This window comes from Pseudomonas sp. LAIL14HWK12:I10 (genome assembly GCF_900184205.1).
Classification (GTDB): domain Bacteria; phylum Pseudomonadota; class Gammaproteobacteria; order Pseudomonadales; family Pseudomonadaceae; genus Aquipseudomonas; species Aquipseudomonas kermanshahensis.
The window spans coordinates 359,909-373,825 of record NZ_FXWU01000005.1 but is presented as its reverse complement, the minus strand read 5'-3'; the positions used below and the strand labels follow the sequence as shown (position 1 = coordinate 373,825).

Here is a 13,917-nt window from a genome sequence, read left to right as displayed (position 1 = left end):
TGGATTTGACGGGCCTGGCCCGTTGGCTTGAGCAGCCGGTGCGCTTGGCTGCGCAACATCATCAATCCAGGAAGGCACCAAGCCGGAGCTCGGGCCTCCATATCCTTTGGAGGTACCCATATCAATCCTTATGATTTGCCGCTGAAGGCCAGTACGCGATTGGCCGCCTTCTGGAGATTCTCGTTTTCGACCTGCTGGCTCCAGCCCCTGAGAATTCCCTCAAGCGCTTGGATAGCGTTCGTATCCTTCAGGCACTCATGCCATGGGGCTGGAGCCCACATGCCGAGTTTTGGTGTGGGCAATGATCGGACAAATTCGACCAAGCGTTTCTGTAGTGCGGGGCGTTGTTTGACAAGCTCGATCAACCCCGCAACTCCTTTAGGTTGATCCAAAAAATCGTCCGCCTGGATTATCTGATCGCGGAGAGCATCAAAAACATTCTCGGCATCAACCTCAGCCAATCCCAAAATTTCTTTCTTCGTGGCCCCTTGTCTGAACTGCAATGGTGGGCCCATCAGCTTGTCGACGAGCGCCTCGAGATGACTCACTGCGACCTGCCCCATCAACGAGCTGCGCTTGTCGCGAGTCACGAAGATGTACGGCCGCAAATCAATGCCCGATAGCGCGGGGTCAATCGCCGCCCAATTGCTAATCCAATCACTCTTCTCCCAGTCGTTCACCTCTCCAGAGGTGGCCACCGCCTTGAGCTTCCCGGAGCTTTTCCCCTCCTCTGGCTCTGAAATCCTCTCCTTGGATTTCCTAGCCCGCTTCTCCAACTCGGCGATGGCAGGTACCACGCCATTCGCATCCAGACTCGCGATCCGTGCCAGTTGCTCGTAAAAATCGGGGTGGAAGCGCTCAGCCAACATGATTTTTGCAAGTATTGGGCGCCGGATGTCCTCAGCAAACCCTCGAGCATCGGCGATGGCGTAGCGAAGCATCATGGAGTTCAAGAAGCGTTTGATCTGCCGTGGGTTACCGCGGGTACCCTCACTCAAGATCCGGGCTAACAAGGCACTAGTGTCCAGTGCTTCTTGGGCAAACTCCGGAAGCGGGTTGCCGAAGGCGCCAGCTACAGCCTTGCGGTCGAGGCCTGTGCTCTTCCAGGGGCGGAGCATGTCCTGCTGGGCGGTTTCCAAAAGGCTTTTGAATTGTTTGTCGTCCGTTTTCACACAGCTCTCGAGCTGCAGCAGCGTGATGTAACTACGAGTCTCCGCCAATCCGAGGGCCGGGATGCGGAACGGTACCTGGATGAGTTTCTCCAGGTAGTTACGTGCGTAGGTCACGGGCCCCGCACCTTGCGGCAGGTCTGGGAAGTGCTCGCGTACCGCGTACTCAATCATTGCCTCATCGGCACCGACCACGAAGGCAGTTCGATTTACGAAGAGGAAGAGTCGGATGGCTTCGAGCGTGGCGATGGCTGTTTTGGGTAGGCATCGATCCAGGTCATCAACGATGACCACCAATTGGTCAATGTCGGCGGCGGTCAGAAGCTCTTCGAACTCGACTCGGAACTGATGCATGTGCTCGGGAAGCTGCTCAGACTCTGTTTCGGCATCCTTGATGAAGCCCCCGGCCTTCTCTGCAAGGCCGGTTAGACTCTCAACGCTTAGATGGTCACCTGGGTTCTGCACGAAGGAGGAAATCGATTCCACCGCCCCTTTGAGCTGGTCAATGCTAGGGATGCCGGTTAGCGCGGTGAAGCCTAGCCCTCCGGCATGCTTGGCCAGCTTGAACCAATCCACACGCCGCAAGACTTTCTTTGCGGCCTCGGCAACTTTCGTGGAGCCTGGGCGAGCACGTCTCAGCTCATCAACAATGGTCTGGATAACGACAGTTTTCGCATCCTCGAAACCTTCGAATGTCCACCCGTTAAACCATATGCAGCAGACGCGCTTATCCGCGTTGAGCAGTTGCTGAGTCATCTTCAGGACACTGGATTTACCTGCTCCCCAATCACCATGAACGCCAATAGTGACCGGGGTGCCCCGCGATTCGTGAAGCAGGCGCTGTACCGTTTTGGCAATGGGGGCGTAATACAGCAGGTCAGTAGCCGTTTCCTGGTCGTTCAGGAACATGCAGAGAACTCCCTTCCTAGCATTTGGGGTGCAACCCATGACAGTGAACTCAGCGCTAGGAAGCGACCGGTCTCACATCACATAACGGGCACAATTTGGTGACCGGAGTAGGCCAAAGCCCGTCGACTGATGTCAATACGCCATTTTGCAGTATTGCTACTGTATTTTGCCCCGCCAGAACTGGTGGGCTACCTTAGGCTCCTCATCTCATGCGATTTGGCTAGCGGTAAGGCGTACTTGGGAGTAATTCTGCTGCGGAAGGTGTCGGCCTGCTATTTCGCCATGCTCCCCTATGGGGCTGTTGAATCCGGTTACACCCGGCCCAACGCATCTAGCCAAGTAAATCGCTATTGATCAGCCCTGGGTAAAGGCGCAAAGAAACTCGTATGCTTAAAGGTTGGGAGGAGTACATTAGTACTCCTTGCTAAGTCTCGGCTCGAGGCTTACCGACTTTCAGACCGATCCTTGGTTTCAATCGCAGCGCGAAGTGCTTCTAGCTCGTTTTCAGACTGCTCGAGTAGTGCCTTCAACTCTTCTGCCCTTTGCTGCGCTGCTGTTCCAGCCAGATGGGCATCGGTAGCATCTTTACTCTTGGTTTCGAGCTGGTGAGCCAGTAGCTCTTTGGCCCCTTCCGCGCGAGCAGTTGCAGCATTGGCGATGCCCAGGTCGCCTCTCAGATGCTCGATAGCGTCACGATGCTGGCTGGCCTCCTTGGCGTGCTGACGGTTTTCGGCTATCAATCGCTCGTTATCGCGAATCAGTCGAGTGGCTTCTTCCTGCTTAACCATGAGCGTCTGCTGGAGGAGTGTCACCTCTTGCTGCATCTGGTAGATCTGAGTTTCGTGACGGTTTAGATCCTGGTCGCGCTGCTCCTTTACCGCTACTCGGTAGTGCTCGAGTGCTTCTCTGGCATGCGTATGCTTCTCCTCCAGAGATTCGATCTGGGCGTCCTTCTCTTGCACGCGAATCTCAAGGTCGCTGCAGCTCTGGCTGAGCCGGGCGTTTCGAGTGATCTCGGTTTGTAGGCTGGATTGAACGATCTTGAGTTCTTCGTCCTGAGCCTGCAGGGCTGACTGCAGCTTGGCGATCTCCAATTGCGATTGCTCAAGCTTGCTTTGAAGTGTACCGCTCTCAGCTGCCATCGCTTTGCGTTCAAGCTCAAATGCGGCCCGCTCATGCGCCAAGGCTTCGTTTCCCTCCTCAAGCAGGCGTTCAAGCATCTTACCCACCAGCTCCGTAAGTTCATCACTTAGGCGCGAAGGCGAAGCCGAGGGTCGAGGGTCGTGTGATTCAATCTCCTTCAAAAACCGCTGAATCGTTGTCTTTGATCCGGTATTTCCAAGTTCGATGCGTATCGCGTCGATGCTAGGGTTCTGCCCTCTCGACAGCAGCGCCTCGCGAGCCTTGCGCACCAGTACCAGGTTAATGCCGCCTCTAGCCACGTCTGCCCCTACGATTTCGTACTGTTTTACGTTTCATGTAATTACGTGCCACTTTAACACTTTTATATAGCAATTATTCCTTAATTTTTGGCAAGACATAATCGAGGTTTATGGCTTGTCATGCCGTTGAGCGGCAGTAAAATGGTTAGAAATGCCGTACAAATGGTAAAAGCGAGCAACCGATGGCTCGAAGCGGGGAAAATTGCGTGGTTGAAGTGGTCAGCAAGGCAGAGAGGTACCTAGAGGCGAGCGTTCGAGAGAACACCTCGAAGAGCTATGCGGCTGCCCTCGCCCACTACGAGGTGACCTGGGGCGGCTATCTGCCCACTACCAGTGAGTCAGTGGTACGGTATATCGCTGAGTACGCTGACCAACTGGCGCTCAGTACCCTCAAGCAGCGCTTGGCTGCCCTAGCCAACTGGCATCAAAGCAACGGATTCCCTGACCCCACTAAAGCACCCAAGGTCAGGCAATTGTTAAAAGGTATTCGGGCATTACACCCTGTGCAGCAAAAGCAAGCGGCACCCCTAGCATTGCTGCATCTCGAAAAGGCAGTGGCGCATCTCCAGGAGGAGGTTGTTCAGGCAAGAGCTGCCGGCAACATGTCTAGCCTACTCAAAGCGACTCGCGATATCGCCCTGCTGACGATCGGCTTTTGGAGAGGGTTTCGCGGAGACGAACTCGCCAGGCTCACCATCGAGAACACACATGCCGAGCGCTACGTTGGGATAAGGTTTTACTTGGGAACTAGCAAGGGGGATCGACAAAATATCGGGAGGGAGTACAAAACCCCTTCATTGACCAAGCTATGTCCTGTGGAGGCATACCTCAATTGGCTGGAAGCTTCTGGCCTCACCCGCGGCGGCGTATTCCGGGGCATTGATCGTTGGGGCAACATCAGCGATCGACCTCTCGCTGCCCACAGTCTCATCCCCCTTCTTCGGGGCACCCTAGAGCGCTGCGGCCTACCCTCTCAAACGTTTACCGCTCACTCCATCCGGCGGGGCTTTGCCACATGGGCGGCGAGTTCAGGCTGGGACATCAAGACCTTGATGGAATACGTAGGCTGGAGTGACATGAAGTCGGCGCTGCGCTATGTGGAGCCCGCCCAGCAATTCGGCGGACTCGTGCGGAAGCTTGAGGGGTGATTTCTGGCGCGCTCTGATTGCCAACAGAGGTAGGATTGCGTTGACCGCTGCTGGCTGGAGTTTCTGGATAGGCATGATCGAGACAGATGGCCATCTCAGCTCACTTACATCTCATGACGTCCCGGTCCAATCGGGTGTAGCCATTGAAAACGTAGAAATTTGATTCAATGCCAGCGGTTGGGATGTATAAAAAAACCGCCCTTGAAGGCGGTTTGTCTGCGTTCGGAAGATGATTCTAGCGAGCCAGCCAGCTTTCCACTTCCTCGGATCCGTACTCGGCTTTCCATTCCTTAAGCAGCTTGTGATTGCCGCCCTTGGTTTCGATGATCTCGCCATTGTGCGGGTTCTTGTACTGCTTCACCTCACGGGCGCGGCGCGGGGACTTTTCTGCAGCTGAAGGAGCGACTGAACGACGGTTCGCCTGCGGATCCAGAATGTTGATAATGTCGCGAAGGCTGTAACCGTATTTGCTCAGCAAATCGCGCAGCTTGGTCTCAAATTCGATTTCTTTCTGCAGCTCAGAAGAGCTTTTCATTTCTTCCAGCTCGGCCAGCTGGGCGGCCAATTTTTGCTCAAGCTGACGGAATTCTGCCAGGCGGGACATATGAGATCCTCAAATTTAATGAAAATAGTCGGACATCCTAAAGCATTTCGTTAACGATGTCTTTTAGTTTGACGCTGATTCTAAATCATCGTTGACTTTAACTTACCATGGATTGTTTTCTCTAGAGTGCATAAATCTTGACACATCCATGATGTTGTACTGACCGCAGGCTACTCTGCTTGCAGAATTCACGTGCCTTTTCGACACGCTCAATCGTCCCGCGCATCACATTCAACCGACGGTTAACTTCCTATACCCAGACTGATAGGACGACAGCCCGGCCTAGCTTCGCACGCTCCTCAACCACACGAGCAGGCGTAACAGGTTAGACCGGTCAGGTCACACTCCTCGAGTAAATAGCGTTGTGAGCTTGAATTTGCAGCTGAATTGACTTTATTTGCACCCAGAAGTGAAATACAAATCGGTAAGCGCAGCGGTCTGACCAGTTCATAAAACGACCTTTCGATTGAGAATGGTCGATCCTGCGACGAGAGGTAGTGAGCTACTACCATTGCTGCCATTAATAGTAATGATTAATGAAGATAAGATTTTTATTAGTAAATACTATGAACCTGCGCATCTATGATGTGCTTCGTTGTGCATATTTCTGGTCAGACCGGACAAAGGAAGCGGAAATTCTTCAGCCACCCTAAACTGTTACTCATCAGATTCTGTCTGTCACAGATCTGCTGCGAATGGGGACGACCCAATCCGCTCAGCGAAGGCCGTCAGGCCGCACGAGTCAAAACTGGATGACGAAAATCATGTTGCTCCACGATCAAAACAATCGAGTCTGTATCGCATGTTTTTTCCACTTCTCGTGCACCTCATCCATCCGTTCAAACCTACATAGCACTCCGCCACCGCAGCGGGACCCTACTATCCAAACGCCGGAACTCACATTCACGTCCTCAGCGCATCAATAAACACCATAATCCATTCTCACAAGGCACTCGCAGACTTGGCGATACCCTTCGTTATCCATAAGAAGACTGCAGGGGGCGCCCCCCCAAGCCAAGGGCCGGTTCGATGAGCCAGTTAGCCGCCAATTGATGGTTACCCAAAACGAATGCCGCTAGACCGCGAACCTGATCCATTCGCACAGAAACAACGGAACTGACTACTCCAGCAACTCGGACCTGCTGATGAGCAAGGGCCTAGTAAATCTATCGCTAGCATACGGGCCTCCAATTGTTTGTTTTAGCTGGCTTATGGATAGGGGCCCCTTACAATAGCTACAAGATCGCTCGTGCGTTCGAGGCCTATCTGATGCAACATCCAGAAATTATCGCTGAGCGGGCGCCAACAAACGACTCCGCTATAACCACCTCTACCAGACATCACCAACATGGACCGGATGAACGTACGCTGGAACATGAAAACCAGCACTGCGCAATTTAAACCGGAAAGACAACTGAATAGAACAAGCGGTCCAGACTGCCAGCTCAATCCGACTCAAAAGCAACTTTGATTGGCAGCTCACCTGCCTCGAATAACTCAGCTGCAACTTTATGCCGGCGAGCTTGTTCCAGGTGCTTACGCATGTGATCAGCTGCTGCAAGCCGATCACCTTTTTCAAGACAAGCAAGGATAGCGAGATGCTCAACCGCCTGCTCTCGCCGAGGAGCGCGCTTGCTAGCCTGACGGTATTCCACAAGACGGCGAAGCTGGTCGAGACGACGAACCGTCTGGACGTGAAATCTGTTGCCGGAAAAGCTGGCAAGCGTCTCGTGAAACTGAGCATTTGATTCGAACAGTTCCTGCGGAGTCATGGTCAGGTAGCCGCCATCAGCAATGAATTGCTGCTGCTTTTTACAGCGAGCCAAAGCTTCGGTATCGATCATAAACGTTGGGGCAAGCAGTCCCGCCGGCTCGATGATCGCTCGGAAGGAATAGCTTTCTTCGTAGGCTTCGACCGAGTCGATCATCGGCAGGAATTGCCAGCCTTGGCCGGCACGCTGCTCAATCCAGCCTTCTTGTTGAATGCGGCTCAAAACCCCTCGCAGCATATAGCGTGAAATGTTGAATAAACGCATCAGGTCCGTTTCAGCAAACTGCTCAGGAATCTGGCCGTTCAGTCGCATCACCGCGATCTGCTGATAGACCGGGTCGTCGATGGAGACCGACAAATCTTGGGCAATTTCAGCCAGATCATCATAGGGCTTGGCCAGGAAAAAACCGCGATTGCGGTCCTGACTCAGCAATCCTCGCTCGGCAAGGTAGTTGAGAGCAATCTTGATAGGAGTTCGTGACGTCTTCAAAGCCTTAGCCAGTCCTAGCTCCGAGACATGATGCCCCGCAGCCAGTTGCTCTTGGCGAACATAGGCAACGATATCGCGAGCCACGCGGGCTTGAAGAGGCGTCAAATTCATATCTTTTCCGAGTTGGGGCGTTGGATTGTGGGGCTCCTCCCATCAGACGAACCCCACAGCTCCCACATTATGCCTTTTGCGGGTTCATTTCCAAATGGAGTTCGGCGTTAACAGATGTCGAGACCATTGGCTTACGGGTCATAGCAGTGCAATAAACGCACCAGCCACCAGGAGGATGCCTGCGATCATGAGGACCAGTTGTACGAACTCGTGGCTTGAACAGCGTCCCAGTGGCGCTCGGAGCGGCCACACCGAAAAGGTTTCCGCCAACGACAATGAACGCAACTGCCCGACAACGTCACCGGTACTTGGCAGCAGGTCCTTGAGCAAAGAGAAGTTCAGCGAAGTAGTCGACGCGATGCCAGCCAAAGTGAGCGACGTAATCAAAACAAGCGATGCAGTAGATTCAGCAAACGGCACAAGAAAAAATGCAGTTATCAATCAGCATCGAGATCGCAATCACGTTACGGCGCTTGCCTGAGTTAAACCCGCCACCGCGAGTCAGATACCAGCCGATGAGGTTGCCCAGCCCCATGTATAGCACGATTGCAGCAGCATACAGGATGGCAGTCACTAGACCGATTTCTCCAGCAATAGATGCCGCTCTTGCTGAAGGTAGCTCGGCAGCCAGGTCAGGAGGGGATACTGGGTGTAGACGTTGCAGCCTTGCGCAGAAGCTGCAGCACCCCCTTTTTGCCGCCACCGGAACGCGAATCCAGGATAGTTTTGCTCTCTTGGCTGCACAGCCACCGCATGTCTTCAGGCTTGCCGAAGAACAGATACCCAGCCAACAGCCAACCGCCAGCAGAGCCGACGGCCAGCCATCAACTTACGAAGCTGAGTGATAGACCGGGAATGCTCCGAACATCACGCCACCTACCAACATGGCCATGCTCACCAGGAGCGCCCATTTCAACGCAAAGCGCTGGTGGTCACCCAGGTCGACTTTTGCCAACGCCACCAGCAGATATAGCGAAGGCACCAATGGGCTGAGCAAGTGAACAGGCTGACCAACCACCGATGCCCGGGCGATCTCCAGATGCGAGATTCCGTAGGTAGCGGCGGTCTGGGCGATCACTGGCAAGATGCCGAAGTAGAAGGCATCGTTCGACATGAAGAAGGTGAACGGAATGCTGACCAAGGCAGTGAACACCGCCAGGTATGGGCCAAACGCATCAGGAATGACTGCCAACAGCCCCTTCGCCATCGCATCGACCATGCCGGTACCCGAAAGGATGCCGGTGAAGATGCCTGCGGCGAAAATGACCGAAGTCACCGCGAGAACGTTGCCCGCGTGAGCGGAGATACGCTCTTTCTGCTGCTCCAGATGTGGGTAGTTGATCATCACCGCGATGGCGAAGCAGACCATGAACAGCACTTGAATCGGTACGATACCTGCCATCAACACGCCAATCATCGTTGCAGTGAGTAACAGGTTGGGCCAGAACATGTGCGGACGGCGATTGCGATCGCACTCCTCATGCGAACCATTACCCAACGCGATAGAGCCGTTGTGGAAATCATCCACGGCAATCACGCCCAGGCGAGCACGCTCACGTCGACCCAGCAGAATTGCGATGAAGAGCAAGCAGGCGCAGCCCAGCAGCATCGACGGCACCATAGGCAGGAAGATGTCCATAGCGTCGACATGCAGCGCAGCCGCAGCGCGGGCAGTAGGGCCGCCCCACGGGGAGATGTTCATGATGCCGTTGGCGATGTTGACCACGCAGGTCAGGCCCAGAACGCTCATTCCCAGGCGCTGATAAAGCGGCAGGAATGCGGCGACCACGATCATGTAAGTAGTGGAACTGTCGCCATCCAGGGATACAAGCATGGTCAAGATCGTGGTTCCGACCAAGACCTTCAGCGGGTCACCCTTCACGATCTTCAGGATGCAGCGCACCAATGAATCGAACAGTCCCGCGTCGATCATGATGCCGAAGTAAAGAATCGAGAAGGTCAGCATGACACCAGTCGGCGCCAACGTTTTGATGCCGTCGAGCATCATTCCGCCCAGGCCGGCGTAGAAGCCACCAATCAGGGCAAACACGATCGGTACCACGATCAAGGCAACCAGGGCGGTAAGCCGCTTGGTCATGATCAGGTACATGAAACAGGTGACCATCGAAAAACCGAGCACGGTCAGCAGCATGGCTCTCTCCTTATTGTTTTAGTGCCGCGAAGCCAAGCTTTAGCGGAACGAAAGGGACTGAGCGGACTGGTGCCGGACGGATTTACGGTAGGTCTGATTGCATTTCATCTTGAATTTCCTCGTTTTTGTCTTTGTGCGGGAAAGGTTGGCAGGCAGATAAATGGCCGGTCTTCAGGCTTCAAGGTGACCATTCGGCGCTCGACCGAAGTTTTTCTGCTGGAGATAAATTGACTCAAGTTTAGACAAAGTGCAATATCGCCTCACAAAAAACACGCCTGTGAGGTCCCCGGCATGAGCAAGCACATTGGCCAAACCCTGGCCGTAAACGGTCGCGACTACCGCGTCTGCAACGTATCGGAAGCTGTAAAAGCGATAGGCGGCGACTTTGCCCGCCTGCCAATGAGCCTCCGGATCCTCGCTGAAAACGTCCTGCGCACCGAAGCAGAGCCGAACGAAGCGCTGAAGGTAATTTGCACTCGATCTAAAAACAGCGACATCCCCTTCCGCCCCGCTCGCGTGGTTCTTCAGGACCTGCTCGGCACCCCTGCCCTGGTCGACCTGGCCGGTCTGCGTGACGCAGTAGCAAAAGCAGGCGGCGATCCACGCCAGGTAAACCCGGTCACCCCTACTCACCTCGTCGTGGACCACTCGCTGAACGTAGAGCGTTGGGGTGATGCCAGCGCATTGGCCGATAACGAAGCCATCGAGCGCGAGCGCAATGCCGAACGCTTTGCATTCCTCGACTGGTGCAACAAGGCCTTCAACAACCTGTCGATCGTGCCTTCAGGTAACGGCATCCTTCACCAGATCAACCTGGAGCGCCTGACCACCGTCATCGGCACTCGTGAAGTTGAAGGTGATCTGTGGGCATTCCCAGATACGCTAGTCGGCACTGACAGCCACACCACCATGATCAACGGCATCGGCGTGCTGGGCTGGGGTGTTGGTGGCATCGAGGCAGAAGCCGCAATGCTGGGCAAAGCCCTGATGATGCGGGTTCCAGAAATCGTCGGCGTCCGACTGGAAGGCGTCCCGCCATCGGGCTACGTTGCTACCGACATCGCGCTTGCCTTGACCGAAAGCCTGCGCAAAGCCGGCGTAATCGGCAGCGTGTTGGAATTCCATGGCCCAGGCGTTGCCGCCCTGTCCTTGGCGGACCGTGGCACCCTGTCCAACATGGCTCCTGAGTTCGGCGCTACCGCAGCAATGTTCGCGATCGACGATCGCACCCTGCACTACCTGCGACTCAGCGGTCGCGGCGGTGAGATTGCCGAGCTGACCGAGGCTTATGCCAAACATCAAGGTCTGTGGCATGACAGCCTGGAATCGGTCGAATACGACCGTGTCGTCACCCTCGACCTGAGCACCGTTGGTCGTGCGATTGCCGGCCCGAAACAACCTCACCAGCGCATCCTGCTGGGTAAAGGCGAAGCAGCAAAAGACGTCCCTACCGACCTGGATAACGGCTCGGTCGTGATTGCCGCCATCACCAGCTGCACCAATACCTCCAACCCCCGTGGCGTGATCGCTGCGGCCCTGGTCGCCCGCAATGCACTCAAGCGCGGTCTGCGTCGTGCTCCATGGGTCAAGACTTCCTTCGCACCCGGCTCCAAGGTGGTCGCCGACTACCTGGACCGTGCAGGTCTGAACGTGGACCTCGACAACATGGGCTTCAACGTTGTTGGTTACGGCTGCACGACCTGCAACGGCATGTCCGGCCCTCTGCTCAGCAAAGAGATCGAGGACGAAATTCGCACTCGCAAGCTGGAAACCGTTGCAGCGACCTCCGGTAACCGCAACTTCGAAGGTCGCGTACACCCGCTGGCTCGTGAAGTGTTCATCATGTCCCCTCCCCTGATCGTGGCGTACGCGATTGCTGGCACCTACCGCATCGACCCGCAAGTGGATGCGCTCGGCACCGACGCCGAAGGCAAGCCGGTTTACCTCAGCGAGCTGTGGCCTTCGGATCAAGAGCTGGACGAGATCGAGAAGAAAGCACTGTCGGCCGACCTGTTCGACAAGGCTTACAGCTCGGTACCTCGCGAAGCGGGCGTCATCGCCTCTGACCTGCGCGCCGGCGTTACCGATCAGTACGCCTGGGACCAGAGCAGCACCTACATCCGCAAGCCGCCGTACTGGAGCGATGAGCTGACTGCTACCGACCCTCAACGCGACCTGAAAGACATGCGCGTTCTGGTGATGCTGGCGGACAACATTACGACCGACCACATCTCGCCGTCGGGCGCCATCCTGCCGGACAGCGACGCAGGTTCGTATTTGAAAGGCCACGGCATTGGTGTTGATGACTTCAACTCCTATGGCACTCGTCGCGGCAACCACGAAGCCGCACAGCGCGCCACCTTCGCAAGCCCTCGCCTGAAGAACGAGCTGATGACTGACGGCCGCGAAGGCCCTTGGACGCTGCTGCTGCCGGAAAACCGCGTGAGCACCGTGTTCGAAGCCGCCCAAGCTTATGCCGATCGCAAGCAGCCTCTGATAGTAGTGGCAGGCAAGGAGTACGGCAGTGGTTCGTCGCGTGACTGGGCAGCCAAAGGCCCTCGCCTGCTGGGCGTGCGCGTTGTCGTGGCCGAGAGCTTCGAGCGCATCCACCGCACCAACCTGGCTGGCCTGGGCATCCTCCCGCTGCAGTTCCCAGAAGGTGTAACTCGCAAGACGCTGGGCCTGACCGGTCACGAGAAGTTCTCGGTGGAAGGCATCAACGACACCTTCGCGCCTGGCGACAAGCTGCTACTCGTCATTGAGCGTGCAGATGGCTCCACTGAAAACGTAACCGTCACCAGCCGCCTGGATACACATGAAGACGTGCGCTACTTCCGCCGCGGCGGCCTGCTGCCGCAGCTGCTGGTGGAGAGCATGGACAAGGCTGCTAAAGCGAAGCAATTGGAAGGAGCAGTGTAATGACTCAAGTTCGAATCCCTGCCGTATTCATGCGCGGCGGCACCAGTAAGGGCGTCTTTTTCCTTGAGCAAGATGTTCCGGCTGCAGGCCCAGAGCGCGATGCACTGATGCTTCGCGTCATTGGCAGTCCGGATCCTTATGGCAAGCAGATCGACGGCATGGGTGCTGCCACCTCCAGCTCCAGCAAGGTCGTCATCATCGGTAAATCGGGTCGTACCGATTGCGATGTTGACTACCTGTTCGGCGCCCCGGCAATCGAAAACCCGGTTGTCGACTGGTCCGGTAACTGCGGCAACCTGAGCGCAGCCGTCGGTCCTTTCGCCATTCGCCAAGGGCTCGTCGATGCGCCTCGTGACGGCATCGCCACCATCCGCATCTGGCAGGCCAATATTCAGAAACGCATCATCGCCCATGTCCCGATGAAGGATGGCGAGGTCGTTGAAGAAGGTGATTTCGTGCTGGATGGCGTCGCCTTCCCTGCTGCCGAAATCGTCGTGGAATTCCTTCAGCCTGGCGGTTCGGGCGGCAGCATTCTGCCAACCGGCAATGTCGTGGATGAACTGGATATCCCTGGCTTCCCAGGCTTGCCGGCAACATTGCTCAACGCAGGCAACCCGACGATCTTCGTCGACGCCCAGCGCGTTGGCCTGACCGGGACCGAGACCCAAGACCAGGTCAACGGCAACGCCGAACTGCTGCAATCGCTGGAAACCATCCGCGCACACTGCACCGTGGCCATGGGTCTGGCGGCTACCGCTGAAGAAGCAACGCGCCTTCGCCCTCACACGCCGAAGCTCTGCCTGGTAGCTCCGCCGCAAACCTACGGCGCTGCCGGTGGCAAGACAGTCGAAGCCGGCGAGATCGATGTGATCGCCCGCATCCTTTCCATGGGCAAACTGCACCACGCAATCACCGGCACTGGCGCTGTAGCCGTTGCCGTGGCGGCCGCTCTGGAAGGCACGCTGGTCAACCGTATCGTCGGCGATATCGGTGAACGCCAAGTCAACATGGGCCACACCGCCGGCACCGTTGCCGTAGGCGCGCAGACCACCCAAGTCGATGGCAACTGGATTGTGGACAAGGCCGTCATGAGCCGAAGCGCCCGTCGCCTGATGGAAGGCTGGGTGCTCGTACCGTCGAAGTACTGATTGCTCAGCTACCGCCGACCTTCGAAGGTCGGCGGTACTCATCACAACAAAAAC

General features: G+C 56.0%; 9 protein-coding genes. 3 read left to right on the top strand and 6 right to left on the bottom strand.

All coding sequences use genetic code 11. The features are described from left to right. Positions 1-128: 128 nt before the first annotated feature. Both qatA and QOS90_RS14210 read right to left on the bottom strand, forming a co-directional pair. Positions 129-2,078: a Qat anti-phage system ATPase QatA gene (gene qatA / locus QOS90_RS14215; RefSeq protein ID WP_063544932.1), complete on the bottom strand. Its 1,950-nt coding sequence runs from the start codon at positions 2,076-2,078 to the stop codon at positions 129-131. A 443-nt stretch (positions 2,079-2,521) separates the two neighbouring features. Beyond that, positions 2,522-3,520: a DNA-binding protein gene (locus QOS90_RS14210; protein WP_033695119.1), complete on the bottom strand. Its 999-nt coding sequence runs from the start codon at positions 3,518-3,520 to the stop codon at positions 2,522-2,524. A gap of 206 nt (positions 3,521-3,726) precedes the next feature. On the opposite strand from QOS90_RS14210, the gene QOS90_RS14205 reads away from it, so the two are divergent. Continuing rightward, the gene (locus QOS90_RS14205) at positions 3,727-4,668 is read left to right on the top strand and encodes a tyrosine-type recombinase/integrase (protein WP_027915684.1); all 942 of its coding nucleotides are present in this window, start codon (positions 3,727-3,729) and stop codon (positions 4,666-4,668) included. 235 nt (positions 4,669-4,903) lie between these two features. On the opposite strand, the gene QOS90_RS14200 is transcribed toward QOS90_RS14205, so the two are convergent. The 4 genes from QOS90_RS14200 to QOS90_RS14185 form a co-directional block, all read right to left on the bottom strand. After that, positions 4,904-5,272, bottom strand: a complete 369-nt coding sequence (locus QOS90_RS14200; protein ID WP_027915683.1) for a histone-like nucleoid-structuring protein, MvaT/MvaU family — start codon at positions 5,270-5,272, stop codon at positions 4,904-4,906. A gap of 1,445 nt (positions 5,273-6,717) precedes the next feature. Further along, the gene (locus QOS90_RS14195; protein WP_027915682.1) at positions 6,718-7,644 is read right to left on the bottom strand and encodes a GntR family transcriptional regulator; all 927 of its coding nucleotides are present in this window, start codon (positions 7,642-7,644) and stop codon (positions 6,718-6,720) included. A gap of 406 nt (positions 7,645-8,050) precedes the next feature. Then, a complete protein-coding gene (locus QOS90_RS14190; RefSeq protein ID WP_155738208.1) occupies positions 8,051-8,218 on the bottom strand; it encodes a hypothetical protein in 168 nt (55 codons plus the stop codon). 255 nt (positions 8,219-8,473) lie between these two features. Then, entirely contained in the window at positions 8,474-9,793 is a 1,320-nt protein-coding gene (locus QOS90_RS14185; protein WP_027915681.1) for a CitMHS family transporter, read from the bottom strand. A gap of 294 nt (positions 9,794-10,087) precedes the next feature. On the opposite strand from QOS90_RS14185, the gene acnA reads away from it, so the two are divergent. Continuing rightward, positions 10,088-12,715 (top strand): aconitate hydratase AcnA, encoded by a 2,628-nt coding sequence (acnA, locus tag QOS90_RS14180; RefSeq protein ID WP_027915680.1) that lies wholly within the window; start codon positions 10,088-10,090, stop codon positions 12,713-12,715. Next, a complete protein-coding gene (prpF, locus tag QOS90_RS14175; RefSeq protein WP_025755077.1) occupies positions 12,715-13,863 on the top strand; it encodes a 2-methylaconitate cis-trans isomerase PrpF in 1,149 nt (382 codons plus the stop codon). Before acnA ends, prpF begins: the two co-directional genes overlap by 1 nt. Positions 13,864-13,917 lie beyond the last annotated feature (54 nt).